This is a genomic window from Bradyrhizobium erythrophlei, from assembly GCF_900129425.1.
GTDB lineage: Bacteria > Pseudomonadota > Alphaproteobacteria > Rhizobiales > Xanthobacteraceae > Bradyrhizobium > Bradyrhizobium erythrophlei_C.
The window spans coordinates 6,570,458-6,596,646 of sequence record NZ_LT670817.1 but is presented as its reverse complement, the minus strand read 5'-3'; the positions used below and the strand labels follow the sequence as shown (position 1 = coordinate 6,596,646).

20 protein-coding genes are annotated in these 26,189 nt (G+C 62.8%); 11 read left to right on the top strand and 9 right to left on the bottom strand.

What is annotated here, in order from left to right:
• Positions 1–378: 378 nt before the first annotated feature.
• Positions 379–819 carry a hypothetical protein gene (locus tag B5527_RS31470; protein WP_154072626.1) on the bottom strand — a complete coding sequence of 147 codons (441 nt, stop codon included), beginning with the start codon at positions 817–819 and terminating at the stop codon, positions 379–381.
• Between the two features lie 357 nt (positions 820–1,176).
• Here B5527_RS31470 and B5527_RS31465 point away from each other — a divergent pair, with 357 nt between their 5' ends.
• The 4 genes from B5527_RS31465 (at position 1,177) to B5527_RS31450 (ending at position 6,237) form a co-directional block, all read left to right on the top strand.
• A complete protein-coding gene (locus B5527_RS31465; RefSeq protein ID WP_079604972.1) occupies positions 1,177–2,028 on the top strand; it encodes an SDR family oxidoreductase in 852 nt (283 codons plus the stop codon).
• Between the two features lie 278 nt (positions 2,029–2,306).
• Positions 2,307–3,239 carry an aspartyl/asparaginyl beta-hydroxylase domain-containing protein gene (locus tag B5527_RS31460; protein ID WP_079604971.1) on the top strand — a complete coding sequence of 311 codons (933 nt, stop codon included), beginning with the start codon at positions 2,307–2,309 and terminating at the stop codon, positions 3,237–3,239.
• A gap of 210 nt (positions 3,240–3,449) precedes the next feature.
• A complete protein-coding gene (locus B5527_RS31455; protein ID WP_079604970.1) occupies positions 3,450–4,499 on the top strand; it encodes a hypothetical protein in 1,050 nt (349 codons plus the stop codon).
• A 10-nt stretch (positions 4,500–4,509) separates the two neighbouring features.
• Positions 4,510–6,237: a PAS domain-containing hybrid sensor histidine kinase/response regulator gene (locus B5527_RS31450; RefSeq protein ID WP_154072625.1), complete on the top strand. Its 1,728-nt coding sequence runs from the start codon at positions 4,510–4,512 to the stop codon at positions 6,235–6,237.
• Between the two features lie 479 nt (positions 6,238–6,716).
• Here the strand turns inward: B5527_RS31450 and B5527_RS31445 are convergent, their stop codons facing one another.
• The 5 genes from B5527_RS31445 to B5527_RS31425 form a co-directional block, all read right to left on the bottom strand.
• Positions 6,717–7,631, bottom strand: a complete 915-nt coding sequence (locus B5527_RS31445) for an amidohydrolase family protein (protein WP_079607652.1) — start codon at positions 7,629–7,631, stop codon at positions 6,717–6,719.
• Between the two features lie 12 nt (positions 7,632–7,643).
• Entirely contained in the window at positions 7,644–8,606 is a 963-nt protein-coding gene (locus B5527_RS31440; RefSeq protein WP_425305039.1) for an NAD(P)-dependent oxidoreductase, read from the bottom strand.
• Positions 8,607–8,636: 30 nt separating this feature from the next.
• The gene (locus tag B5527_RS31435; RefSeq protein WP_079604969.1) at positions 8,637–9,632 is read right to left on the bottom strand and encodes a Bug family tripartite tricarboxylate transporter substrate binding protein; all 996 of its coding nucleotides are present in this window, start codon (positions 9,630–9,632) and stop codon (positions 8,637–8,639) included.
• A 73-nt stretch (positions 9,633–9,705) separates the two neighbouring features.
• Positions 9,706–11,265 (bottom strand): ABC transporter permease/substrate-binding protein, encoded by a 1,560-nt coding sequence (locus B5527_RS31430; RefSeq protein WP_079604968.1) that lies wholly within the window; start codon positions 11,263–11,265, stop codon positions 9,706–9,708.
• Positions 11,262–12,062 (bottom strand): ATP-binding cassette domain-containing protein, encoded by an 801-nt coding sequence (locus B5527_RS31425; protein ID WP_079604967.1) that lies wholly within the window; start codon positions 12,060–12,062, stop codon positions 11,262–11,264. The genes B5527_RS31430 and B5527_RS31425 overlap by 4 nt, the downstream gene beginning before the upstream one ends.
• Before the next feature lie 124 nt (positions 12,063–12,186).
• Here B5527_RS31425 and B5527_RS31420 point away from each other — a divergent pair, with 124 nt between their 5' ends.
• The 3 genes from B5527_RS31420 (at position 12,187) to B5527_RS31410 (ending at position 14,618) form a co-directional block, all read left to right on the top strand.
• Positions 12,187–13,026, top strand: coding sequence for an ABC transporter ATP-binding protein (locus B5527_RS31420; RefSeq protein ID WP_079604966.1), 840 nt, complete (start codon positions 12,187–12,189; stop codon positions 13,024–13,026).
• Between the two features lie 57 nt (positions 13,027–13,083).
• Positions 13,084–13,650 (top strand): YbhB/YbcL family Raf kinase inhibitor-like protein, encoded by a 567-nt coding sequence (locus B5527_RS31415; protein ID WP_079604965.1) that lies wholly within the window; start codon positions 13,084–13,086, stop codon positions 13,648–13,650.
• A 179-nt stretch (positions 13,651–13,829) separates the two neighbouring features.
• Positions 13,830–14,618, top strand: a complete 789-nt coding sequence (locus B5527_RS31410; RefSeq protein WP_079604964.1) for an ABC transporter permease — start codon at positions 13,830–13,832, stop codon at positions 14,616–14,618.
• A gap of 111 nt (positions 14,619–14,729) precedes the next feature.
• Here B5527_RS31410 and B5527_RS31405 read toward each other — a convergent pair whose 3' ends face one another.
• The gene (locus B5527_RS31405; protein WP_079604963.1) at positions 14,730–15,182 is read right to left on the bottom strand and encodes a cupin domain-containing protein; all 453 of its coding nucleotides are present in this window, start codon (positions 15,180–15,182) and stop codon (positions 14,730–14,732) included.
• Between the two features lie 142 nt (positions 15,183–15,324).
• Here B5527_RS31405 and B5527_RS31400 point away from each other — a divergent pair, with 142 nt between their 5' ends.
• The 3 genes from B5527_RS31400 to B5527_RS31390 all read left to right on the top strand — a co-directional run bounded on the left by B5527_RS31400 (position 15,325) and on the right by B5527_RS31390 (position 18,098).
• Positions 15,325–16,353: an ABC transporter substrate-binding protein gene (locus tag B5527_RS31400; RefSeq protein WP_079604962.1), complete on the top strand. Its 1,029-nt coding sequence runs from the start codon at positions 15,325–15,327 to the stop codon at positions 16,351–16,353.
• A gap of 15 nt (positions 16,354–16,368) precedes the next feature.
• Positions 16,369–17,070 carry a hypothetical protein gene (locus tag B5527_RS31395; RefSeq protein ID WP_079604961.1) on the top strand — a complete coding sequence of 234 codons (702 nt, stop codon included), beginning with the start codon at positions 16,369–16,371 and terminating at the stop codon, positions 17,068–17,070.
• Positions 17,071–17,144: 74 nt separating this feature from the next.
• Positions 17,145–18,098: a polyphosphate kinase 2 family protein gene (locus B5527_RS31390; RefSeq protein WP_079604960.1), complete on the top strand. Its 954-nt coding sequence runs from the start codon at positions 17,145–17,147 to the stop codon at positions 18,096–18,098.
• A gap of 566 nt (positions 18,099–18,664) precedes the next feature.
• On the opposite strand, the gene B5527_RS31380 is transcribed toward B5527_RS31390, so the two are convergent.
• Both B5527_RS31380 and B5527_RS31375 read right to left on the bottom strand, forming a co-directional pair.
• Entirely contained in the window at positions 18,665–19,468 is an 804-nt protein-coding gene (locus B5527_RS31380; RefSeq protein WP_079604958.1) for an amidohydrolase family protein, read from the bottom strand.
• Between the two features lie 15 nt (positions 19,469–19,483).
• A complete protein-coding gene (locus tag B5527_RS31375) occupies positions 19,484–20,455 on the bottom strand; it encodes a Bug family tripartite tricarboxylate transporter substrate binding protein (RefSeq protein WP_079604957.1) in 972 nt (323 codons plus the stop codon).
• Between the two features lie 418 nt (positions 20,456–20,873).
• Here B5527_RS31375 and B5527_RS31370 point away from each other — a divergent pair, with 418 nt between their 5' ends.
• Positions 20,874–25,346: an IPT/TIG domain-containing protein gene (locus B5527_RS31370; RefSeq protein WP_338065141.1), complete on the top strand. Its 4,473-nt coding sequence runs from the start codon at positions 20,874–20,876 to the stop codon at positions 25,344–25,346.
• The last annotated feature ends 843 nt before the right edge of the window (positions 25,347–26,189 follow it).

The window sequence follows — 26,189 nt, the reverse complement described above, 5'->3', positions numbered from 1 at the left end:
GTTTGAAGTGCAGAGCGTTTAGCAAAGCTCGTCATGCCCGGCCTTGTGCCGGGCATCCACGTCTTTGCAACTCCCAGGGCAAGAAAAGACGTGAATGGCCGGGACGAAGCCCGGCCACGACGAAAAAGAGAATCCTGTTCAAGTCGTAAGAGCGTGATGAGATGAGGTTAGATTGAGCTAGGACGCAGCGGAAACTTTACCTCTCCCGTGGGGAGAGGTCGGCGCGTAGCGCCGGGTGAGGGGTTCCGGTCTATCGTTGGTGCAGCACCCCCTCACCCGATTTGCTGCGCAAATCGACCTCTCCCCGCTGGGGAGAGGTGAAGGGCACACCGATTCAGATTAAAACCATCTTGCTCTAGAAAGAACGCGGACGGCTGCTCACTTCTTCTGGGTCGTGATTCCCAGCTTGAAGATCTTTGCCGAGGGATCCTTCAGATCGCATGGCGCCCGGCAGAAGATCAGCTGGAACCATTGGCTCGAACTCTCGGTAAATTCGGCCGCACGGAACGCCAGTACCTGATCGTGGGAGCCGCCGACCATCGGCATCGCGTCGCCGTTCTTCTTTTTCTTTTCCGGCGCAGGCGCCTTTGTGAAGGCCAACAAATCGTCCGGCGTCATCAACGCCGACCAGCTAAAGGGGCCCGTCGAGGGCAGGCGGATGATCAGCCTTTGGCTGCCGTGCAGCGTAATGTCCTTGCCGTTGTCCTGTTCGGTAACCACGATGTCCGGCTGGGCGCTTAGCGCTTTTGACGGCACACCCATGATCGACACCATCACGGCACAGAGCAGCCAAGCTGCACTCGTTTTCGATAGTTTCATTTTCTTCGTAACTCCTTTTTCCCTACTTTAGGTAGTACATCCGTAATCGGCACGCCTTGCGAGATCCGGGTTTACCGGCTATTACTGAAACTGGATCGCCGCAGCGCGCGACGGGCCGGTCACCTGGTCCTCACCTCAGAGTAACGTAGACGGTATTTACACGTCCCGCGAGAGCGAATTAGCGGCGCGGCTCCCGGCAATGTAAGACTAAGGATTGAAGCGTGGGCCCAGTCGTGCGGCTCCGTTAAATGGGGCTCCACAGAACTGCGGGCGTCGCGGGCGTGAAGGTGCACTTGTCTACCTGAGGTGCTATCGTCGTCACTGCGAGCAGCGTCAGCGACGAAGCAAGGATCGAGCATGCAATCCGTTGTCATCACCGGGGCGTCCACCGGCATCGGCTGGGCCACCGCGAAGCTATTGGTTGCGCGCGGGTTTCGCGTGTTCGGCAGCGTGCGCAAGCAGGCCGACGCCGACCGCCTCAGGAGCGAATTCGGCGCCAATTTTACCCCGCTGTTGTTCGATGTCACCGATGAGGCCGCGGTACTGGCCGCCGCCCGCGAAGTCCGCGCGGCGCTGGGCGGCGAAACGCTGACGGGGCTGGTCAATAATGCCGGCATCGCGGTCGCGGGGCCGGTGCTCGAACTCGCCGCCGATGAATTCCGCCGCCAGATGGACGTCAACGTCATCGGGCCGATCATCGCGACGCAGGCCTTCGGCCCGCTGCTCGGATCCGATCCCTCGCTGCGAGGGCCACGCGGAAAGATCGTGATGATTAGCTCGGTGGCGGGGAAAAGCGGCAACCCGCTGATGTCCGCCTATGCGGCGTCCAAGTTTGCGATCGAAGGCCTTTCCGAAAGCCTGCGCCGCGAAATGATGCTGTTCGGGATCGATGTCGTCATCGTCGCGCCCGGCGCGGTGAAGACGCCGATCTGGGCCAAGGCCGAAGAAATCGACGTTTCCGGCTACAGCAATTCGCCGTTCTTCCCGGCGCTGGAGCGGATTCGCAAATTCATGCTGCAACTCGGAGAAGGCGGACTGCCGCCGGAGAAGATCGCGGAAGCGATTGCTGACATCCTGACGTCGGCCCACCCGAAGGTGCGCTACCAGATCACCCCGGATCCGATGCGGCATTTGATGACCGCCGTGCTGCCGAAACGCATGGTCGACAGGATCATCGCCAAGCGTCTCGGGTTGATGCCCCCGGCCTGAACGGAAAGCGGTGCCGTTTGCGGTTCGGGCCGACTGGCGGCGGCCGGTAAGGTTGCCGGGCTCAGAAGAAGATCATGCTGCGCTGCAAGGGCGTCTTTTATGCCTGCAAGGACGGCGCGGAGGGCCGCCGGTTCAACCGGCGGTTGATCGCCGCCGGGCTGGCGCACGGTCTGTAGGCTACCGGACTTAGGTTCCGGCGAAGCAAAAGGCCTCAGCCGCCTTGAGCACCCGTCCGACTCTGCTATCATGCGGCCATTGCTGAATCGGTATTTGCCGTCATGGTGATGCGCCTTTTCGCACCGCAATTCCTTGTGGTCTGGGCCTTCCTCGGTTCAGCTATCGCCGTGCATTTCCGCGGCAAGGTACGGCTCGGCTTCTGGCGTCAGGTCTCCGACCATTCCACCATCATGGCGCCCTACAATGTGCTGATGTACATGTTCTCGGCGGTGCCGAACCAGCCGATCCTGCGACTGGACTCGGTCCCCGAGCTCACGCTGCTTCGCGACAACTGGCGGGTGATCCGCGAGGAGGCGCTGGCGTTGTTCGCGCAGGGCCAGATCAAGGCCGCCGACAAATACAACGACTGGGGTTTCAACTCGTTCTTCCGGACGGGGTGGAAGCGGTTCTACCTGAAGTGGTACGAGCAAGCGTTGCCGTCGGCGGTCGCCAACTGCCCGAAGACGGTGGCTTTGCTCAACGCGATCCCGACCGTCAAGGGTGCGATGTTCGCCAACCTCCCGAGCGGAGGCCGTCTGGTGCAGCACCGCGATCCCTATGCCGGCTCGCTGCGCTATCACCTGGGATTGCTGGTGCCGAAAACGCCGGGCGAATGCCGCATCTTCATCGACGGCGAGCCTTACTCCTGGCGCGAAGGTGAGGGCCTGCTGTTCGACGAGACCTATTTGCATTACGCCGAGAACACCACCAGCGATGACCGCATCATCCTGTTCTGCGACGTCGAGCGTCCGTTGCGCACCCGCGCCATGACCGCGGTCAACCGCTGGGTCAGCCGCCACATCATCAACGAAAGCGCGACGCAAAACGTCGAGGGCGAGCGCGTCGGCTGGCTCAACCGGATCTTCGGCTACATCTACCAGGTGCGGCTGGTAGGCAAGCGCATGAAGGCCTGGAACAAGCGCGTCTATTACGCCGTAAAATATCTGCTGATCGGCGGCATCCTTGCCGCGTTCCTCGCGACCGCATTCGCCTGAGTGTGCCGTGGGAACACGGTGCGTGGAACCAGCCGTGCTTGCTTGATGGCAAAGCCGGGATCGACGAAGCAATCCGGTAACGCTGTATTATGTTCCACCCCCGGCCGGCGCACTTCCCGGAGGTCAGTCATTGACGTCCGGCTCGATCGACGTTGCTATTGATAGGGCTTTGGCCCAAGTTGATCGGAGCCGTCAGCAGGTGTGCAAAGAATGAAATATCCCAAATACGCAACGACCGTGGTGGGCGCGCACAGCGTACCCGACTGGTACGAGGCGCTCGATCGGCTGGTTGCGGTTGGCCAATTGTCGATGGCGTCGATGGCGGACGCCCAGTACCGCGCCAGCCAGGCCGCGATTTTGGATCAGGAGATCGCGAACATCGATGTCATTACCGGCGGGGAAATGCATCGGCGGACCCACAACCGCCACTCGCCGCCGAACGCCATGCTGAATTTCTTTTGGCAGAAGATTCCCGCGTTTCAGGGCTCCACACAACCAAAGCCGATCACCAAGCATGACCCCGACGTGTTTCATCCCGCCGCCACTTGCCGGACGAAGATTGCCGACAACATCGATCTCGGGCTTGTCGACGAGTTCAGAACAGTCTCGGCGCTGACGCAACGCCCGGTCAAGGTGACGATGACGGGGCCGCTGATGCTGGCCAAGGTCGCCTATGACGAGCACTACCACGACATCAAGAAGATGACGGTCGATCTCGGCAAGCTGCTGAGTCATAATTTCAAGATGCTGGCAGATGCCGGCTGCAAGAACATCCAGCTCGACGAGCCGCTTTTCACGATTTGCGAAGAAGACGAAGTCGAGGCCGCCGTCGAAGCCATCAACATGGCGATCGAGGGATTGCCCAAGGACATTCACGTGTCGGTGCATGTCTGCCAGGGCAACTATGCCGTCGGCAAGGAGTACGATGGCCAGATCGGGCATCGGTATTTCGACCACGGCCGATATAAGGCCGACAAGATTTGCGGAATCGAATGCTCATCGTTTCTGATCGAATACGACATGACGCACCATTATGAAGGTCTGCTCGGTAACAAGCAGCTTGGCGTCGGCGCGGTCGACGTGCAGGATCCGAAGGTCGAAAGCGGTGAACTTGTTGCCGAGCGCATCCAGAAATATCGGTGGCTCGCCCCGGAGCAGACCATCGTCACCAGCTCCTGCGGCCTCAATCATTTGCCGCAGCGCACCGCTTTCGGCAAACTCAAGGCAATGACCGAGGCCAAGCGCGTTCTCGGCGGATGACAGGTTCTCCGTGAGCAATTTCGAACATGGCCGATCCGGCGATGGCGACGCTCCCGGCGACGGCGATGCGGGACCCGGCGATTCCCGGTGGCGGGAGAGCGAGGATTTATTGGGCCTGGCCGAGGAGGCCGGACGCCTTGGCATCTTCGAGTGGCAAGTTCCTGCCGGGACGGTCCGGCTGTCGCCGAAATTCCTGTCGCTGTACGGGCTGGCGGGTTTCGACGGCCGGTATGAGAGCTGGCGCGCGTGCATCTTCCGGGAAGACCAAATTCGGGTCAGCCAGCTGATCGAAAGCGCATTCGAGGCAGGCGCGCGCGAACTGAATGCGGAATTTCGCATCACCCGCGCCAGCGACGGCGCGCTCAGATGGATCGAAGCCCGCAACATCATCTTCTACGATGACAGGCAGCGTCCGCAGCGCGTTGTCGGCGTCAACGTCGACGTCACCGAGCAAAAGCGGGCGATGGTCCAGCTTCGCGCCTTCACGGAAACCCTTGAAGAACGGGTCAGGGAAAGGACCCGCGAACTGGAGACCGAATTCGAGGCGCGGCAAAAGGCGGAGGAAGCTCTGCGGCAGGCGCAGAAAATGGAGGCCGTCGGCCAACTGACAGGCGGCATTGCGCACGATTTCAACAATTTGCTGACGATCGTGGTTGGCGGACTGGAGGCGATCGGACGGCAGATACCGATGTTGCCGGGATCACCGGCTGCGACCCGAATTGCGCGCGCCAGGGACATGGCGCTGCAGGGTGCGCACCGCGCCGTCACGCTCACCAGCCGGCTGCTGGCGTTTTCGCGGCAGCAGCCGCTCGCACCGCAGGCGCTGGACGCCAACAAACTCGTGGCCGGAATTTGTGAACTGCTTCGCCGTACGCTTGGCGAAGCGGTGGCGCTGGAAACCGTGCTGGCCGGCGGCCTCTGGCTCACATTCGCCGACTCCAACCAGCTGGAAAATGCGGTGCTCAATCTGGCAGTGAACGCCCGCGACGCGATGCCGGACGGCGGCAAGCTGACGATCGAAACCGCGAACTGCTATCTCGACGAAGCCTATGTCGGGGACATTGCCGAGCCGGTGATGTCAGGCCAGTACGTCATGATCGCGATAGCCGACACCGGCGCAGGCATGGACAAACCCACCCTGGAGAAGGCGTTCGAGCCGTTCTTCACGACCAAGGATATCGGCAAGGGCACGGGTCTTGGCCTTAGTCAGGTCTATGGCTTCGTCCGGCAGTCGGCCGGTCACGTGAAAATCTACAGCGAGGCCGGCGAGGGCACGACCGTGAAGATTTATCTTCCGCGGCATCGGGGTGAATCCGATTCGATGAAGCCCGAGGACGTCCCATCCGGCGCTGCGCGCGCGATCGGCCTGGAGAGCATTCTTGTCGTCGAGGATGATAACTCCTTGCGCGCCTATACGACCGAAAGCCTCCGCGAACTCGGCTATCGCGTGCTGGAAGCCGCGAGCGCCGCCGAGGCGCTGGAGGTTCTCGGCAACGATCGTCATGTCGATCTTCTGTTCACCGATGTGGTGATGCCGGGCGGCACCAACGGTCAGCAGCTTGCCGATGAAGCAAGCCGGAGGCAGCCGAAACTGAAGGTGCTGTTCACGACCGGATATACAAGGAATGCAATCGTTCACCATGGCCGGCTCGATCCCGGTATTCACCTGATCGGCAAGCCGTTCTCATTCCACGAATTGGCCAGCCGCATCCGGACCCGGCTCGACGCGCCGGATTGAACGCAGACCGGGTTCCCCGCCCACATTAGTGTCGCCTGGCGGTCATAAAGACGCGACAATCGCGCGGGACAAGCCGTGATCGAAAAACACCTCGCTGGCGGCGAGCATTAAGTTCCCTCTTCAAGCCCCCTCTCACCATTTCAGCTGGATCGCTTCAGCGATGCAGAACGATCTGTGGTTCAATGAAAATAACAGCCATCTGCATAGCCGTCGTTCTATGGGCCCCGGCCCATGCCGCGGAAAAGGCACCCAATCATCGGGTCGCATTATTAAGCCGCGTAGCCTGTCCGGCGGTTCGCGAGGCCGTAAAACTGTACGGGGAAGCAGCCGCCGAGCAATGGGCACGCGGCCACGGCGTATCGGAAACCAAAATTGAAGAAGCCAAGCGGTGTCTCAGATAGCCGGCGTGTGAGCGCGGCGCCTGAAGCAGTCAAAGCCATCATGCTCCAGAAACGGTGGGCACGAAACCGCCGCGGTCGTCAGGATTGTTCCGGCCAATAAAGCCGCATCGGATTATCGACAAGCAGCTTGCGCTGCAGTTCCGGTGTCGCGGCGATGTGCGTGATGAAGTCGACCAGCAGGCCGTCGTCGGGCATGTGGTCCCTGAGATTGGGATGCGGCCAGTCGGTGCCCCAGAGCACGCGATCCGGAAACGTCTCGACGATGCGCCGGGCGAACGGGACAACGTCGCGGTAGGCGTTCGGTTCGCCGTTGAGGGCCGGCGGCCCCGAAATCGACAGCCGTTCCGGGCAACTGACCTTGCACCACACGCTCGGGTGCTGCGCCATGAACTTCATGAACAGCTCGAATTCGGGCCCATCGACCGGCTTTGAGACATCGGGCCGGCCCATATGATCGACGACGATGGTGGCCGGCAGCGCGGTGAAGAACCCCCACAGTTCCGGCAGGTCGACCGCCTCGAAATAGATCACGACATGCCAGCCGAGCGTTGCGATGCGGCCGGCAATCTCCATCAACTCGTCCCGCGGCGTGAAATCGACCAGGCGTTTGACGAAGTTGAAGCGGACGCCGCGGACGCCTGCGTCATGCATCGCATGCAACTCGGCATCGCCGACGTCGCGCCTGACCGTCGCGACGCCGCGCGCTCTGCCGCCGCTGTGCGCCAGCGCATCGAGCATCGCGCGGTTGTCGGCGCCGTGACAGGTGGCCTGCACGATCACGTTGCGCGCAAAGCCAAGATGGTCGCGCAAGGCAAACAACTGCTGTTTTGAAGCGTCGCAGGGCGTGTACTTGCGTTCGTCCGCGTAGGGGAATTCATCTCCGGGGCCGAACACATGGCAATGCGCATCCACCGCGCCGGCCGGTACCTTGAATCGGGGCTTCGAGGGACCGGTGTACCAGTCCAGCCAGCCGGGCGTCTTCTGAAATGGCATCGGCGCGATCACTCAATTCTTCGGCTTGCCGTGTCCGGGCTTGACGTGTTCAGGCTTGACGTGGGTGAGGATGCGGTCGGCCTCGGTTCGCCAGTCCGGGCTGCGCGCAAACGCTTCCGACCCTTTCGGACCGAACAGGCCCTCACCGGCGAGGTCGGCGACCCAGGCCTGGCGTTCGGCGGTTCCTTCCGCCGACCATGGCGTGAGGCCGATCTCGCGCACGGTTTCCGCCACCTCGCGCACCTCCTCGCTACGGCGCCGGCCATGTTCGATCACGCGCTGGAAGAAATAGGCGCCCTGTTTCTCCCAATCGATGCCGGGATAGGTCTCCTTGAGCGAGGCCAGCACCGCGTCCTCGACGCCGTAGGCCCGCGCGGTGGTGAAACTTTCGATCACCATCGCCTCCAGGCCCTTGATCATCACGCTGCGGCACATCTTGACCGCCGATGCGACGCCGAGCTCCTGGCTCGCCACCTTGGCGTTGAAGCCGAGCGCCACGAGCAACGGTGCGAGTTCGGCGGCACCGGCACCGCCAAGCAGCAGCGGCACCTTGATGCGGTACGGCGGGATCGACGTCATCACGGCGCCTTCGACGTAGCGGCCGCCGTTGCCGTCGATCAGCGCCGCCGCGCGCTGCTTGGCGCCGGGCGATGCCGAATTGAAGTCGAGAAACCAGCCGCCCGCTTTCACCGCCGGCGCGCAGGCCTGCGCGACCGATACGGCCTGGCTCGCCGTGACCGCGGATACGATGAAGTCGGCCTGCGCGGCGAGATCGGCATGGGAAGCCGCCAGCGCCACGCCGTGCTGCGAGGCGTGATCGCGCAAGCCGCCGGCCAGATTGTTGCCGAGCTTGAGGTCGTAGGCGGTGACCCTCACGTCCTGCCTGCGCAGGTCCTCGGCGAGAATGCGCCCGACCTCGCCATAGCCGACGAGGCCTACGGTCCAGTGCCTGGGGTTGGTCGACATCGCAGTCATGTGAAACGATCTCCTGATGGGGCAACCCGGTTACTGCTTTGGAATTCCGGCCTTCTCGATCACCTTCCGCCACTTGTCGATGTCGGATTTGAGCCGGGCTGAAATTTCCTGCGGCGTGCTGGCTTTGGCCTCGATGCCGAGTTCGATCAGCCGCTTTTTCACGTCAGCATCGGCGAGTATGTCCTGCAACGCGCCATTGAGCGTCTTGACGATCTCGGGCGGCGTGCCGGCCGGGGCAAACAGGGCATTCCAGGAAACCACGTCGTAATCGGCGACGCCGCTTTCATGCACGGTGGCGATGTCAGGCGTGCTTGCCGAGCGCGCCGGACCTGACGAGGCCAGCGCCCGGAATTTCCCGTCGGCCAGGTTGCCCTTCATCGAAGAATAGCTGTCGATCATCAGCGCGATGTTACCCTGCAGCAGCGCCACCTCGACCTCGGGGGTTCCGCGATACGGGACGATGGTGAAATCGATTCCGGCTGCCGTCTTGAACAACTCGGCGGACAGGTTCTGCGTGCTGCCGATATTGATGGTCCCGACATTCAGCGCGCCCGGTTTTGCCCTGGCGGCGGCGATGAAGTCGCCGAGCGTCTTGAATTCGGAAGCAGCACCGGTGGCGAAGATGAAATCGAAAAATCCCAGGCTGGAAATCGGCTCGAAATCCCTCAAGGGATCGAACGGCAGCTTGCCGAACAGGGAGACGCTGATCGCGGTGCCGTTGGACAACAGCGCCAGGGTATAGCCGTCGGGGGCCGATGAGATCACCGTTCGAGCCGCGGCGATGCCGCCGGCGCCGGGCTGGTTCTCGATGTAGAAGCGCTGCCTAAGCTTGTCGCCGAGTTTCTCCGCAATGATGCGCACGGTCGTATCGGCAACCCCGCCGGCCGCGAACGGCAGAACGATGCGCACGGCCTTGTCCGGATAATGGGTTTGCGCGCGGGCTTGATGGTGCGAAGCTGTGAGTGCAAGCCCGCTCAGCGCTATCGCGAAGAAAATGCGGCGGACGGCGCGATCAACAAATGTCATGGAATAACGCGTTCCTGATCTGATTCATATTTATAGCACGCGGCCGTGCCGATCCAAGTTCAGGGATCATTCCTTACTGCTTCTCGATTTTCTTCCAGAGCCAGCGCGCCACCGCGTCCGGCGACGACTCGCCGTCGCCGCCGGCGGCGCGCAGATTGGCCTCGCGCATGTCGGCTATATCGATCCGGCCGAGCAGCGGCTGCAGCGCGGTGCGAAGCGCCTGATCGGAGGCGCGTTTCGGCGCCAGCAGCACGATCGCGTCGTAGGGCGGTATCGCGTGTTTGACGTCGTCGAGCACCACCAGATCGTATTTCGCGATCAGCCCGTCGCTGGTATAGCCCGCGATCACATCGACCTCGCCGGAGGCGACCGCGGCATACATGAAGTCCGGCTGCATCTGCCGCTGCGTGCGAAACGATAATCCATAGGTCTTCTGCAGCCCGGCCCATTCGGGACGTGAAAAGAATTCGTAATCCGCCGCGATCGACATCGCCGGCGCGTGCGATACGAGATCGGCGATCGAGTGAATGCCCAGTTGCCCGGCGCGCTTTCGCGACATCACCAGTGCGTAGGCGTTCTCGAACCCCAGTTCGCCCAGCAGCGTGACATTTTTCTGCGCCAGCGTCGCCTTCAACTCGGCCAGCAATTCTTCGCGCGGCTTGATATCGCTGTGGTGGAACTGGTTGGCCCACAGCGTGCCGGAATAATCGACGTAAACGTCGATATCGCCGGCCACCAGTGCTTCGTAAATCACGTTGGAGCCGAGGCCCTGGCGGGTGCTGGCCGGCAGGCCCGCCGCCCGCAGCCGCTGTGCGATCAGCGCCGACAATACATATTGCTCGGCAAAGGTCTTGGCGCCGACGATATAGCTCGAAGGCGAGCGCGCCGGCGAGGGCACCAGCGTGGCCGCGACCAGCGCCGCGATGCCGAGGCCGCCCGATATCGCGCGCAGGCGGCTGCGGTCGCGAATGCCGATCTCGATCAGCGCCAGCAATTGATCGACCGCGAGCGCCAGCACCGCTGCGGCGAGGCAGCCGAACAGCACGAACACCCAGTTCTGGGTCTGCAACCCCGCAAAGATGTAGTTGCCGAGGCTGGTCTGGCCGATCGGGGTCGACAATGTCGCGGTGCCGATCACCCAGACCGCCGCGGTACGGATGCCCGCCATCATCACCGGCAGCGCCAGCGGCAACTCGACCATGAACAGCGACTGCTGCGGCGTCATGCCGACGCCCTGCGCGGCCTCCAGAATCGCGGGGTCGACGCCCCGCAAGCCGGTGATGGTGTTGCGCAGCACCGGCAGCATGGAATAGAGCGCCAGCGCCAGGACCGCGGGCAGGAACCCGAACGCGGAAAAGCCAAATCCGAACCAGGCGAGCGACAATGACGCGAGCGCCAGCAGCAGCGGATAGAACAGCGCCAGCAGCGCCAGCCCCGGCACCGTCTGCACGATGCTGGCAAAACCGAGCAGCGCGCCGCGCATCACCGGACGATTGCGCGCGGTGACGGCGAGCGGCAGGCTGACCGCAAGGCCGAGCGTCAGTGCGGTGACGCTGACACGCACATGATTGCCGAGATAGTCGGGCAGATGCGCCAGCGCCTCGCCCCAGCGCGGATCGGACAACAAGCTCATGCCGCGCCATCCCGCGGCAGCAGCGTGCTGAGCCGTTCGGCCTGACGGCGCGGCGTGTGCAGGAGTTCGCCGACGTAAGGATCGTCGTTATCGGAGAGTTCTGCCGGCGTGCCCTGCGCCAATAGCCGGCCGGCGCGCATCACCGCGACCCGGTCGGCGAGCAGGATGGCTTCGGTCATGTCATGGGTGATCATGACCGTGGTCAGCCCGAGCTTATGGTGCAAGGCGAGGTAGTCGTCGCCGAGCGCGTCGCGGGTGAGGGGATCGAGCGCGCCGAACGGCTCGTCCATCAGCACGATCCGCGGTTTCGCCGCCAGCGCCCGGGCGACGCTGACGCGCTGGCGCTGCCCGCCCGATAACTCCTGGGGCAGGCGGTCGCGATGTTGCGTGCGATCGAGCCGCACCAGGTCGAGCAACTCGTCGACCCCAGCGGAAATCTCCGCCGCCGGGGTGCCAAGCAGCTTCGGCGTGATCCCGATATTGCCGGCGACGCTGATATGCGGAAACAGCCCGCCGCTCTGGAACACATAGCCGATGCGGCGGCGCAATGCGATCGCATCCACCGCGCGCACATCCTCGCCTTCGATCGTGATGCGGCCCGAGTCCGCGTCGATCAGCCGGTTTGCCAGCCGCAGCAGCGTGGTCTTGCCGGAACCGGAGCCGCCGACGATGGCGAGGAATTCGCCCTCGGCGACATCGAGCGAGACGTCGTCCACCGCCAAAACAGGCTTCGCGCGGCGGCCGCCGTCGAAGCTCTTGCCGACATGCGCAAATGCGATCAGGGGCGTTGGAGGCATTCAGTGCGGTCCCGGCTCTTACCCTCCCCCTCCAGGGGAGGGTAAGAGCTAGCACGTCGTTGCGCCGCGTTGAACTTATCCTTGGTAACCGCTAAGGCATCATCCGGACCTGGAGGGGGACGCGGTGGACACGGCAGAGCCAACGGCGGTCGCGCTTGACGACGCGACGGTGGCGTTTCGTCTGGCCGGTGGGCGGGTCTATACCGCGGTGGAGCAGGCCCGGCTTTCCGTGGAGCATGGCGAATTCGTCGCCATCGTCGGGCCTACCGGATGCGGAAAATCGACGCTGTTGAACGTCGCCGCCGGCCTGCTCAGGCCGGCCTCGGGAACGGTGAGAATCTTCGATTCGCCGTTGGCAGGCCTCAACCGGGAGGCCGGCTATCTGTTCCAGGCCGATGCGCTGTTTCCCTGGAAGACCGCGATCGACAATGTCGCGATCGGGCTGGAGATCAAGGGTGCGCCGCGCGCGCAGGCGCTGGAACGTGCGCAGGGCTGGCTCACGGCGGTGGGTCTCGGGGCGTTCGGCAATCGCTATCCGCATATGTTGTCCGGCGGCCAGCGCAAACGCGTTGGCCTGGCCCAGGTCTTGATCCGCGATCCCAAGATCTTGCTGATGGACGAGCCGTTCGGGCCGCTCGATGCCCAGACGCGGCAGATCATGGGCAATTTGCTGCTGGAACTGTGGAATGCCGACCGCAAGGCGGTGCTGTTCGTCACCCATGACCTCGAGGAGGCGATCGCGCTTGCCGACCGCGTCGTGATCATGTCGGCGGGTCCCGGTGCGCGCATCATCGGCGACTGGCGCGTGCCGCTTTCCCGCCCGCGCGACATTTTCGAAGCCCGGCTGCAGAAGGAGTTTCACGCGCTTCATCAGGAGATATGGAGTGTTTTGAAAGCCGAGGTGTTGAAGGGTTACGCGCAATCGTCGCAAGCGGCGGCAGGAGCCGGTTTAACCCAACCTTGATCAATGTGCGGCGAAGGCTACACTCGGATCGCAAACTCAAAAATTGAGGGAGATGTCATGCTGTTACGTGGTTCAATTCTGGCGGCTACCGTCACGCTTGCCGCATTTTGCGGTTCTCAGAACGCCAAAGCGCAGGGCGTATTCACGCTGAGCTCACCTGACTTCAAGGACGGCGAGCGGTTGGCGGCGAAATATGCCGGCAACAACAAAAGCAATCCAAATTGCGTCGGCGAAAACGTGTCGCCGGCGTTCTCCTGGGCCAACCCGCCCGAGGGAACCAAGAGCTACGCGCTGCTGATGTTCGATCCGGAAGGCCGTCCACCGGGCGGCGTCAGCCACTGGGTGGCGTATGGCATTCCGGTTTCCGTCACCGGTTTCGCCGAAGGCGAGGTTTCGAAGCCGAGCGACAAATATGTCGGCGGTCAAAGCACGATGAAGCTGCCGAGCTATTTCGGACCCTGCACGCCGCCCGGCGCGCCGCATCACTACACCTTCACGCTGATGGCGACCGACCTCGAGCCGTCAGCGCTGAAGGCCGGGATGACGCGCGACGAGGTGATCAAGGCGCTCGACGGCCACGTCAAGAGCGCGACCGGCCTGATCGGGACGTTTTCCAAGCCGTGATGCGAAATTTTCCGGCAACTCTCGCGTCGTCCCGGCGAACGCCGGGACCCATACGCCGTGAACTCTCGTTTAGGCGATGACGCGGAGACCTTGTTCAACAATGAACGCCCGGGATTATGAGTCCCGGCGTTCGCCGCGACGACGCGAGAGATAGCATGACCCGGAGATAGATTGTCACGATGTCCCGCTTGATGCTTCTCGCCTGTCAACTGCTGGTCGCGGTCGTCGTGCTCGGGCTGTGGCAGTTGTTCGCCACGGTGCCGATCTTCGGGCGCATGCTGCTGCCGCCGTTCTTCTTTTCCAATCCGGTCGATGTCGGCAGCCAGATTGTCGACTGGTTCTCGACCGGCGTGATCTGGAAACACCTCGCGATCACGCTGTGGGAGTCGATTCTCGCGTTCGCGATCGGCTCCCTCGGCGGCGTCATGGTCGGCTTCTGGTTCGCGCGCCAGCCCCGGGTCGCCGCGGTGTTCGATCCCTATGTGAAGATGGCCAATGCGCTGCCGCGGGTCGTGCTGGCGCCGATCTTCACGCTGTGGCTCGGGCTTGGTATCTGGTCCAAGGTCGCGCTCGGGGTCACGCTGGTGTTCTTCATCGTCTTCTTCAACGTCTACCAGGGCGTCCGGGAGGTCTCTGACACCGTGCTCGACAATGGCCGCATGCTCGGGATGAACGAACGGCAGTTGACGCGGCACGTGTACTGGCCGTCGGCGCTGTCGTGGATGTTCTCCTCGCTGCATACCGCGGTCGGGTTCGCCGTGGTCGGCGCGGTGGTCGGCGAATATCTCGGCTCCGCGGCGGGGCTCGGCTATCTGATCCAGCAGGCCGAGGGCACCTTCGACGTCGCCGGCGTATTCGCCGGCATGTTCGTGCTGTCGGCCTTCGTCATCCTGATCGACATGGCGGTGACGGCAGTCGAGCGGCGGCTGCTGGTGTGGCGGCCGGCGGTCGCGGATGGGAGAGGGTAGGGTCTGATTGTTGAGAGTGTCATTCCGGGGCGATGCGAAGCATCGAACCCGGAATCTCGAGATTCCGGGTCTGGTCCTTCGGACCATCCCGGAATGACGATCGGAAATGTATCAGTCCAGCATCTTGGTATCGTCGGGCGCCTGCGGCGGCGTCTTGATCGCGATCGCCTTGAGCGGCCGGCCGTCTGGCTTGGTGCCGCCGTGCGCGGTGCCCTTAGGGATGATGACGAGATCGCCGGGCTTGACCCGCACTTCCTGGTCGCCGAGCCAGATCGTGCCGGTGCCCTCAAGAATGTACTGGATCTCGTTGGTGTTGGGATGCATGTGCTTGCCCACATTGCCGTCCTGGATCGAGATCGTGGACCCGTCGGCGGAAACGAACATCTTGGAATGCATCCCGCCTGAATTGGCCGGGCCGAGCGCGTCTCCGGAAAAATCCTGGGTGTGAATGATCTGCGCCGTGATGTTTTCGGCGGCGGCCCGCGCGGGCTGCATCAGGTGCGTCACGCCGCAGCCGGCAGCGAAGGCGGCAGCGATCGATAGGGTAGCAACAATGCGGTTCATGGATATCCTCCCCGTTTGCAGTTTTTTTGTGGGGCGGATGCTATGTCGCCGAAGAGACTTTGACCAGAGCCGGTGAAGCCGCCTTCTCAAGGACCACGCGCTGCTCTATCGTGCGCGTGACGACGATGGCACGGAGGAATTCATGAGAACGATCCTGGGCAGGCTGGCCGCGACGCTTCTGGCGTTGTTTCTGATGTCCGATCTTGCTGCAGCGCAAAGCAAGGTCACCATCGCGGTCGGGGGCGGCGCCTGCCTGTGCTATCTGCCGACGGTGCTGGCAAAGCAGCTAGGCGAATTCGACAAGGCCGGCCTTGCCGTCGAACTGGTCGACCTGAAGGGCGGATCCGACGCGCTCAAGGCCGTGCTCGGCGGCAGCGCCGACGTGGTTTCCGGCTACTTCGACCACTGCGTCAATCTCGCCGCCAAGAAGCAGGAACTGCAGGCTTTTGTCGTTTATGACCGCTATCCCGGCCTCGTCCTGGTCGTATCTCCCTCGCACACGAATGAGATAAAATCGATCAAGGATCTGGCCGGCAAGAAGGTCGGCGTCAGCGCGCCGGGTTCCTCGACCGATTTCTTCCTCAAATATCTCTTGAAGAAAAACGGCCTCGATCCGGCCAGCGCTTCGGTGATCGGCGTCGGCCTCGGCGCTACCGCGGTCGCTGCGATGGAGCAGGGCCAGATCGATGCCGCCGTGATGCTCGATCCCTCCGTCACGGTGCTGCAAGGCAGCCATCCGGACCTGCGCATCCTCTCCGATACCCGCACGCAGAAAGATACGCTCGCGGTGTTCGGCGGCGAATATCCGGGCGGCGCGCTCTATTCCACCACGGCGTGGGTCGCTTCGCACGACAAGGAGGTGCAGGCCCTGACCGCTGCGATCCTGAACACGCTGGCATGGATCCACGCGCATTCGCCTGAAGATATCATGGCGAAGATGCCGCCGGAAATGGTCGGCAAGAACAAGGAGCTTTATCTCGCGGCGCTGAAGAACACGATCCCGATGTATTCGGAAACCGGCAAGATGGATCCCAAGGGGGCGGACGCGGTGCTCGCGGTGTTCAGCGAGAGCTCGCCGGAGGTTGCCAAGGCCAATGTCGACGTCAGCAAGACCTGGACCAACAAATATGTCGAGCAGGCCAGCAAGACCACGGGAATGAATGCGAAATAGAATTCGCCGGACGCAATGACGCTCCCGGTCGTTCATCGCGTCACCGCGCTCGATCTGGCTTTGCGGCCGGCGCCGTGGCCGTTCGCCGAACAGCGGCGCGCCGACATCGACGCGCATTTTGCGTTGAAGCAGGGCGAGAAGCCGCAGCTTTTTAACGGACGCGTCTTGCTGGCGCGTCATCCGGTTTTTAGCCCCGACCGCTTCAGCGCGGACTTTTTCGAGACCGATTTCGCCAGTTTCCTGGCGTGGCGCGACTGGGGCTTTCCGGACACCTCGGTGTTCAACGGCTTCGGGATGGGCGCGCTGCGGTGCTCCGACGGCGCGTTTGTCATGGGCGAAATGGGCCGGCACACCGCCAATGCCGGGCGTATCTACTTCCCGTCGGGCACGCCCGATCTCGACGATATCAGGGGTGACGCGGTCGATATCGCCGGCAGCGTCGCCCGCGAGGTCGAGGAGGAAACCGGGCTGGCGCCGGCCGATTACCGGGCCGGCGCGGAGTGGGATTGCGTCGTCTCCGGCGTTGCGGTCGCGATGATCAGGGTATTGGACGTCGATGGTTCAGGCGACGCGCTGCGGGCCAGGATCGAAGCCAATCTCGCCCGGCAACATCAGCCGGAACTGGCCGCGATCCATCTGGTGCGCGGCAGGGGCGATCTCACGGCGGCGATGCCGCGCTTTGTCACCGCGTTTATCGAACGGCAGTTTTCGGCGTAGCGCTTCGTAGCTCGCAGTCTGGCGCCGCCCGTGCGCGCCGTGTACCGTTTGAACATTGAACCGGGAACTCCGTCATGAGCAAGAAACCAGCGCAATCTCTGAGTACCCAGCTGAAGCCCTTTGTCGCGCCGTTCCGCTTCGACGGAACGGGCGTGTTTCATCTGAAGTCGCACAAGACCAATGAGAAGGGCGGTCTCGACAAGGACAAGGCCGAAAAGATTCTCGACGCCAACCGGAAACGCCTCAGCGATTTTCAGGAAAAACTTTACGCGCAGGACCGCTGGTCGGTGCTGCTGATCTTTCAGGGCATGGATGCCTCCGGCAAGGACAGCGCCATCAAGAGCATCTTCGACGGCGTCAATCCGCAGGGCTGCGAGGTCCATTCGTTCAAGCAGCCGACATCCCAGGAACTCGACCACGATTTCATGTGGCGCAGCATGATCGTGCTGCCGGGGCGGGGCCGCATCGGCATCTTCAATCGCTCTTACTATGAGGAATGCCTGGTGACGCGGGTGCATCGGGAAATCCTGGCCAAGGAGAAGATTCCGCACCGGCTGATGAACAAGAACATCTGGCGCGAGCGGTTCGAGGACATCACCGCCATCGAACGTTACCTCGCGCGCAACGGCACCGTGATCCTGAAATTCTTCCTCAACGTCTCCAGGGAGGAACAGCGCAAGCGGTTTCTCGACCGGTTGGACCAGCCCTCGAAGAACTGGAAATTTTCGATGGCCGACATTACCGAGCGCGCATACTGGAGCAGATACCAGGCCGTGTATCAGGACATCGTCAGGCACACCTCGACCGCGATAGCGCCATGGTACGTGGTGCCGGCCGATCACAAATGGTTCGCACGCGTCGTGATCGGTTCGGCGATCATCAGCGCGCTGGAAGGGCTGAACTTGCGATTTCCGAGAGCCGACAAGGCGTCGCTGCAGGAATTCGAGCAGGTGCGCGAGGCGCTGGAGAATGAAGGCAAGGGGCGGGCGAAGAAGAAGGCGACCGCGGGAAAAGCGGCGAACAAATAGCGGCTTTCTTCACCCTCCTTGTTCGCCGCCTGGGTCGGGAAAATGACGGCCTTGGCAGTGGCCCTGCTGCGAATGGAGTGAGCGCGGGCCCGGGACAGGTTCAACTTCACGGCCGCCGGAGTTCGTGATCATACACGTTGCCCCCGTCACGGTGCATTGAAACAACGTGAGAACCCGTTGTCTTTAAACGGCCGGTGGCCCTCACATTTGGAGGGCGGAGTCGCACGTCGACTTCTCATGTGATACGGAGAAATTCAATGACCAGCCTTAAACTTCTGTCGGCCGGACTGATCGCTGCGGCCATGCTCGCAACTCCCGCTATGGCTCGCGAGAGTCATGAAACGTGGCGGCACCACGCGGCGAACGCTGAGGCTAGCGCCGCGCCGGAACAACAGCGTTACGTTGAGGCGCATGGCTGCGTCCCGGCTCCTCGCGTCGGCGCATTTGCAAGCGACCCCTGGGGTAATGGCAACGTGGCTTGCGAGCCCGGGTCGGGCTATTGATCCGGCGTCGCCTGGCGCGAATCAGAAGATTCCTGCCGGCACGATACGGTCGGCGCCCATCGATCACTTGCCGTTGAAGTAGAGGTCTCGCGCCGTCGCGCCGAAGATTTTTGCGCGCGCGGCGGCGGCGGGAATGGCCTCGACCAGCCAGTCGATGGTGGTTCGATACGGGAACTGGCCCTCGTGGCCGACGAACGGGCAGTCGCTCGCCCACACCAGCCGATCGGGGCCGGCGGCGCGGAGAAGCTCGCGCGCATAATCCCTTGCCTGTGGTCCGAGCCGGTAGCCGCCGGAGATCTTGACCCAGGTGCGCCCCGTGTCGATTGAGCGCAGCAGCGCCTTGAAGCCTGCGCTGTTGACGCCGGATTTCGGATCGGGGCGGCCGAGATGGTCAACCACGATCTTGACGCCGCTGGCCTCCAGCGTGGGCAGGATTTTCGGCAGATCTTCGCCTTCGACATGCGGATGAACGTGCCAGCCGAGGTCGGCGAGGCGGCGAAACAGCGCGCGATATTCGAATGTGGTGATGTCGGGAAGCTCGGGCAGGCCGATGAAGGGCAGCCGCACGCCGACGAAACCGTCGCGGCTCATCGCCTCCAGCACGACTCGTTCCACCGGGCGTTTGAAGATCGCGGTGCCGCGCAGCCGGTTGGGGTGGGCGCGGAGCGCAGCCAGGATGTAATCGTTGTAGTCACCCCACGGGCTTGCGGCCGCGATCACCGCGCGGTCGACGCCGTTCCGGTCGAGGGTCTCGATCAATTCCTCGTGGGTGAAGCTGTATGTCGGCGCGTGGCGCGGATTGTCGATCAGCGGCATGTCTGACGTGAAGACATGGACGTGGGCGTCGATCTTGAAACTGTCGGGCATGGGCACTCTGTCTGTTCAGTTCGGTTCGAGACCGGCTTTCTTGACCACGCTGGCCCACATGTCGATATCGGATCTGAGCCGCGCGTCGAGTTGCTCCGGCGAACTCGCCACCGGCTCGCCACCCAGTTCGATCATGCGCTTGCGGAAGTCGGGATCGCCGATGATCGCGCGGATGTGGCCGTTAAGGAAGGCGACGATGTCGCGCGGCGTGCCGGCCGGTGCCACCAACGAGTTCCAGCCGTCCACCGCGGCGTCGACGCCGCTCTCGCGCAGCGTCGGCACGTCAGGCAACAGCGGCGAACGCATGCCGCCGGACGAGGCGACGGCGCGGATCTGCCCGGCGTCGATCGCCGACTTGAGCGCGGCGTAGGACTCGATGCCGATCTGCGTATCGCCCCGGAGCAGCGAGGTCAGGACCTCCGCCGAGGTGCGATGCGGCACCACCGTCATCGCAATGCCGGTGGTGGAGCGCAGCAGTTCGCCGGTGACGTTCTGGGTGCTGCCAGGGCTGATCGTGCCGACGTTGAATTTCTGCGGATCGGCGCGGGCGGCGTCGAGCGCGTCCTTCAGCGAGCGCATCGGCGAGTCCGCTTTCACCAGCAGCAGCAGGTCGAACCGGGCCAGCGTCGAGATCGGCGCGAACGCGGCGACCGGATCGAACGGCATCGACTTGAGCAGCGATTTCGACAGCGCGATGCCGCTCGAGAATACGAACAGGGTGTAGCCGTCCGGCTTCGCCGAGGTGACGGTGGTGGCGGCGGTGATTCCACCTGCGCCGGGACGGTTCTCGATCACCACCTCGGCGTTGGTGCGTTCGGTGAGCTTCTGCGCCAGCAGGCGGACCGTGATATCGGCGAAGCCGCCCGGCCCGAACGGCACAACGATGCGGATCGGCCGGTTGGGGTACGGCGTCTCAGCGCTCGCGCGGACAATCGATGCAGCGCCGATCAGAAGCGCGATCAGCATGCCCGCCGTTTTGAAAAGCAATACCGCCCCCTTCAATCTCCTCCGCTGCCGCGTCCGAAAAGGCCTGGCAGCCGGTCAATCCTGCATTCCAAAGATGAGTTCGGTTGAGCAGCAGGATGCGCTCCCCTCGCCATACCGGCAATGCGGATCGCAGGTCAACCGCGGGACCAAGGCGTTGATTCTCTGCGGGTCTAGCAACCAGATGTTGCGCGCAAGTCACACTACTCAATTACTTGACATCACGTTCCGATTCCACCCGTGACCCCTACTTTTCTGGAGAAGGCGACCTCGATATTAATCCCCGCCGATTTTTGATGTTTCTGTTTTCGTGGTTTTTGGAATGCCTGGAATGGGAAGTTGGCTGGCGGGGCTTCGTTTCGGAAGCGTTCTTGCAGCCTCTAGTGTCCTTCGTCACAAATGCGCGTACGTCAATTGGGTAATTTGGTTTGCCTTACTTCTGCTGTTTGGCTCAATCATCCCAGCAAAGGCTGACGTTCCGCCAACTATTTCTGCTGCCTTCGCGCCCACCTCGATCGCTTCAGGTGCCAACTCGACACTCACCATCACCGTAAGCAATCCAAACAGTTTTACTATTACAGGTGTATCAGTTTCCCAGACCACGTTGCCGGCCGGCTTTAGCCTTGGCGGCACCGTAGGCAGTACTTGCCTGATGACCATATCGGGGAACACTTTTAGTGTGAGCGGTACTACGCTGAATGCGAATGCGAGTTGCTCGGTTGTATTGTCCATTCAAGCTACAGCGCCAGGTACGTACTCCTATACGACCGGCCAAGTGTCGGCTACAGGGCCTTCATCGCTCATAGGGTCAACTGCAACCACGCCGACTCCCTTGACAGTGCTGCCAAGGGTCTCGCTGATCAGTCCAACAGAAGGGCCCACAGCGGGCGGCACGTCCGTAACAATCAGCGGTGCCGGCCTTTCCGGCACGACGGCCGTGACCTTCGGCGGGGTGGCCGCAGCCGGCTTCACAGTCAATTCCAACTCCCAGATCACCGCGACCGCGCCGCCCGGCACCGGCACCGTCGATGTTACGGTGACGGCAGCAGGCGTCACCTCGGCAGTGTCAGGGAGCGACCAGTTCACCTATGTCGCCGCACCGACCGTTACCTCGATCTCGCCGACGTCAGGGCCCGCGACAGGCGGCACGACAGTGACGATTACGGGCACCGGCTTTACAGTAGCAACGGGGGTGACCTTCGGCGCCGCCGCTGCGACAAGTTTTACCGTCAATTCGGCAACGCAGATCACCGCAACGTCGCCAGCCGGCACCGGTACGGTCGATGTAAGGGTGACGAACCCCGGCGGGACATCGGCAACTTCGGCGGCAGATCAAATTACTTACGTCGCGGCGCCAACGGTGACCTCGATCTCGCCTACGTCAGGGCCTGCGACGGGCGGAACGACCGTGACGATCACTGGTATCGGGTTCACGGGAGCAACAGCGGTCACGTTCGGAGCCACCAATGCGACGAGCTTTACCGTCAATTCGGCGACGCAGATTACAGCCACGTCGCCTGCGGGTACCGGCACCGTCGACGTGAGAGTGACAACCGTCGGAGGAAGCTCAGCAACCTCGGCGGCGGACCAGTTCACCTATATCGGGGCGCCGACGGTGACGTCGATATCGCCGAACGCGGGTCCTGCGGCAGGCGGAACGTCGGTGACCATTACCGGAACGGGATTCACGACTGTAACCGCCGTGAGATTCGGCGCCGTCAATGCGATTGCTTTCACTGTCAATTCGGCAACCTCGATCACGGCCACCTCTCCCGCCGGCACCGGGACGGCGGACATCACCGTCACAACCATCGGCGGCACATCAGCCACGTCCGCGTCCGATCAATACAGCTATTTCGGCACGCCGGCGGTCACGTCGATCTTACCGACGACAGGGCCCGCTGCGGGCGGCACGACCATCACGATTACAGGGACTAACCTCAGCGGCGCGACGTCCGTAAGATTCGGCGCGAACAACGCGACTAGTTTTACGGTCAATTCGAGCAGTTCTATTACGGCAACCGCCCCAGCCGGAACCGGAGTTGTTTGTGTCTTAGTGACTACAGCAGGCGGCACTTCCCCCTGCACAAGCGACTTCACTTATCTTCCAGAACCTTCCGTGAGCAGCATCTCGCCAACATCCGGACCCACGGTGGGCGGTACAACCGTCACCATCACCGGCACCAACTTCACGGGCGCCACCGCGGTCAAGTTCGGCGCCACCAATGCGACCAGCTTCACCGTTACTTCCGCGACCTCGATCACCGCGACCTCGCCCGCGGGGACTTCGACGGTGGACGTCACGGTGACAACAACCGGCGGAACGTCGGCAACCTCGGCGGCGGACCAGTTCACCTATATCGGGGCGCCGACGGTGACGTCGATATCGCCGAACGCGGGTCCTGCGGCAGGCGGAACGTCGGTGACCATTACCGGAACGGGATTCACGACTGTAACCGCCGTGAGATTCGGCGCCGTCAATGCGATTGCTTTCACTGTCAATTCGGCAACCTCGATCACGGCCACCTCTCCCGCCGGCACCGGGACGGCGGACATCACCGTCACAACGATCGGCGGCACATCAGCCACGTCCGCGTCCGATCAATACGGCTATTTCGGCACGCCGACGGTCACGTCGATCTCGCCGACATCCGGGCCAACGACCGGCGCGACCTCGGTCACCATCACCGGCACCAATTTCTCCGGCGCCACCGCCGTGAAATTCGGCGCGACCAACGCGACCACATTCACGGTAAACTCCGCAACCTCGGTCACGGCCACCGCGCCGGCCGGCACCGGCACCGTCGACATCACCGTGACCACACCCGGTGGCACCAGCGCGACCACGGCGAGCGATCAGTTTACTTATGTCGCGGCTCCCGCAGTCACGTCGATCTCATCGACCTCCGGACCGTCGTCCGGCGGAACGTCGGTCACGATCACCGGCACCAACTTCACAGGCGCGACCGCCGTGAAGTTCGGATCGACCAACGCAACAAGCTTCACGGTCAACTCGGCGACTTCGATCACCGCGACCTCGGCCGCCGGCACCGGTACTGTGGACATCACGGTGACGACCGTGGGTGGCACCAGCGCGACGTCGGCTGCCGACCAATTTACCTACATTGGGCCGCCCACGGTGACCGCGGTTTCGCCGGCTTCGGGTCCGCCGAGCGGCGGGACTTCCGTCACCATCACAGGCACCAACTTTAGCGGTGCGACAGTGAAATTCGGCTCCGCCAACGCTACGGGCTTCACCGTCAACTCGGCGACGTCGATCACAGCGATCTCGCCGCCGGGCATCGGCGCCGTCGATATCACGGTGACCAACGCAAGCGGCACCAGCACCGCTTCCGCAAGCGACCGCTTCACCTATCAGGCGGTTAGCACAAGCGTATCGCTGGCATCGTCCGTCAATCCCAGCAATTTCGGCCAGGCCGTCACCTTCACCGCGACGGTCGCTGGATCCGGGGGAACGCCGGGCGGGTCCGTGACATTCAACGATTCCGGCGTGGCCATCGGCGCCGCGACGCTGTCGGGTGGGGTTGCGACCTTCACCATCTCGACGCTCAAGAGCGGAGCGCACAGCATTACCGTGGTCTATGCCGGCAATGCCACGTTCGCCGGGAGCGCCTCCGCGGGCCTCACGCAGACCGTCAGTATCCCGGCCGACAGCGTCAAGCTGCACCAACTGCAGGTCAACGTCACCAAGTTGATCGCGCAGAACTCCGGACAAGCCATTTCGAGCGCGATCGACGACGCCATCACTGAGGGCTTCGCCGACGACTGGATTTTCGCAACCCCGGGCCAGATGGGCGTCCGCTTCAATTTCGCGGCCGATCCCTACGAGGACCGTGATGATCAAGCCGATGCGACATCTGCGTCCACCGGCACGGGCCGCAGCAGCATTTTGGGTGGCGGAACTGGCAATGCCTATAGCTCCGACGCCGCTTCAGTCGGCAATACGGGGGGCCGCGGCGCCACGTCGCGGATCGACAATGCGTTCGCCGCGATCGATCAGCAGATGCCGCGGAAGGCGCCGCCCAAGAAATTCCGCGAGCAAAAGGACTGGCTGTTCTGGATCGATGTCCGCGGCACCGGGCTCGACCGCCTGACCTCGACGACGACGAACTTCGGCGGTATCACCACAACCGCTGCCTCGCTCTACGGCCTTCAGGTCAATGCATTGGCGGGGCTGACCTACAAGATGCGGCCGAACTTCATCGTCGGTGTAGTCGGCGGCTACGAGAACTTCAATTTCACAGAGCAGGACATCAACGGCAAACTGACGGGCGGTGGCTGGACCATCGGCTCCTATCTCGGTTGGAAGATAGTTCCCACCCTTCGCTATGACCTGGCGGTCGCATATTCAGGTATCGGCTACAACGGCACTGCCGGCACCGCGCAGGGCAATTTTAGCGGCAACCGCTGGCTGGTCTCGACCGGCCTGACCGGCACGTACAAGGCTTGGGGCTTGCTCTTCGAGCCGTCGGCAAAGGTCTATGCTCTCTGGGAGAACGAAGGCGCCTATATCGACTCGCTCGGCACGCAGCAATCCAGCGACGATTTCTCCACCGGCCGCGCCTCTGCCGGCGTGAAGGCTGTGTATCCCTTCGCCTGGACCGACACGATCTCGCTTGCGCCGTATCTGGGCATCTACGGCGACTATTATTTCAACCAGGATGATGCGGCCGCGATCGTGGCGGCAGGCGGCATCCCCCTCGCCTCGACACCGCTGCTTGAGGGCTGGTCGGCGCGGCTCACCGCCGGCATTGGCGCCAAACTGGCAAGCGGGGTGACGTTGGGCGTGGGCGCCGAGTATGGCGGTATCGGCGCGGACTTTCAGACTTGGACTGTCAAGGCCAAGGGCCAGATGCCCTTCAGCGCGAACTAACGGATCCCATGTTTTGGCGTCGTGCCAGTCGGCCGAACGTCTTTAACTCGGTAGGTCTTTCAACCCAAATCAATGCACTTCCGCCTGTGGCCCTTCGCGGCCTGTTGCGTTGCCGGTTAGCCGCGGAGAACATCGAACATGTTCCGGCAAGTCACCGCGCCGGTGACGATGACGAAGCCGTCCTGCCGCGTGGATTACAAAGCGCGAAGGGACTGATTTGCCCGACGGGCTCACTGCGCGATATCGTGTCCAGCCCCTTTCGAAAAAATATTCTGATTTTCCGAAGACCCAAATCAGTTGTAAGTCTGTTGCCGTCCTGTCCCACTCAGAGGGGCGGCTCGCGACGTCACGGACGCGGGGCGGGATGCGGTGGACGCGGCGGCGCGCTTGACGGGCGTTGCTTGCAGCGGACGGCGAAGACGTGTGGTCCTGACACCCCGACGCTGGTGTCAAGTTGGCGGTAACCGCTGACGACGGTGGCAAGAAAGCCGATCACCGGGGAGAGCACGGTATAAGCCGTAAACCATTGCGTGCGGGAATGTCGGGTGATTCCGGTGGCTCGCTGTGAATACTCGTGTGCATACTTACTACCCCATGCGCACACGAGGCTGCGGGTGCATCGGGCGCCCGGCATTCCCCACGCCCTCTGTTTTCAGGGCGGAGATTGATTGCAAACCTCGGACGCACTGCGCCGCGAGATCGCGAACGTGTATCTGTATTTGCCGTCATTGCGAGGAGCGAAGCGACGAAGCAATCCATGCAGCAACAAAAAGAAAGAATGGATTGCTTCGCTGCGCTCGCAATGACGTTCCACACTCTCTAGCCGTCATCCCCGCGAAAGCG

Coding starts and splice junctions, on each gene's coding strand:
- B5527_RS31470 (WP_154072626.1), bottom strand. CDS start 819: ATGAAACTATCGAAAACGAGTGCAGCTTGGCTGCTCTGTGCCGTGATG.
- B5527_RS31465 (WP_079604972.1), top strand. CDS start 1,177: ATGCAATCCGTTGTCATCACCGGGGCGTCCACCGGCATCGGCTGGGCC.
- B5527_RS31460 (WP_079604971.1), top strand. CDS start 2,307: ATGGTGATGCGCCTTTTCGCACCGCAATTCCTTGTGGTCTGGGCCTTC.
- B5527_RS31455 (WP_079604970.1), top strand. CDS start 3,450: ATGAAATATCCCAAATACGCAACGACCGTGGTGGGCGCGCACAGCGTA.
- B5527_RS31445 (WP_079607652.1), bottom strand. CDS start 7,631: ATGCCATTTCAGAAGACGCCCGGCTGGCTGGACTGGTACACCGGTCCC.
- B5527_RS31440 (WP_425305039.1), bottom strand. CDS start 8,606: ATGACTGCGATGTCGACCAACCCCAGGCACTGGACCGTAGGCCTCGTC.
- B5527_RS31435 (WP_079604969.1), bottom strand. CDS start 9,632: ATGACATTTGTTGATCGCGCCGTCCGCCGCATTTTCTTCGCGATAGCG.
- B5527_RS31430 (WP_079604968.1), bottom strand. CDS start 11,265: ATGAGCTTGTTGTCCGATCCGCGCTGGGGCGAGGCGCTGGCGCATCTG.
- B5527_RS31425 (WP_079604967.1), bottom strand. CDS start 12,062: ATGCCTCCAACGCCCCTGATCGCATTTGCGCATGTCGGCAAGAGCTTC.
- B5527_RS31415 (WP_079604965.1), top strand. CDS start 13,084: ATGCTGTTACGTGGTTCAATTCTGGCGGCTACCGTCACGCTTGCCGCA.
- B5527_RS31410 (WP_079604964.1), top strand. CDS start 13,830: ATGTCCCGCTTGATGCTTCTCGCCTGTCAACTGCTGGTCGCGGTCGTC.
- B5527_RS31405 (WP_079604963.1), bottom strand. CDS start 15,182: ATGAACCGCATTGTTGCTACCCTATCGATCGCTGCCGCCTTCGCTGCC.
- B5527_RS31400 (WP_079604962.1), top strand. CDS start 15,325: ATGAGAACGATCCTGGGCAGGCTGGCCGCGACGCTTCTGGCGTTGTTT.
- B5527_RS31395 (WP_079604961.1), top strand. CDS start 16,369: ATGACGCTCCCGGTCGTTCATCGCGTCACCGCGCTCGATCTGGCTTTG.
- B5527_RS31390 (WP_079604960.1), top strand. CDS start 17,145: ATGAGCAAGAAACCAGCGCAATCTCTGAGTACCCAGCTGAAGCCCTTT.
- B5527_RS31380 (WP_079604958.1), bottom strand. CDS start 19,468: ATGCCCGACAGTTTCAAGATCGACGCCCACGTCCATGTCTTCACGTCA.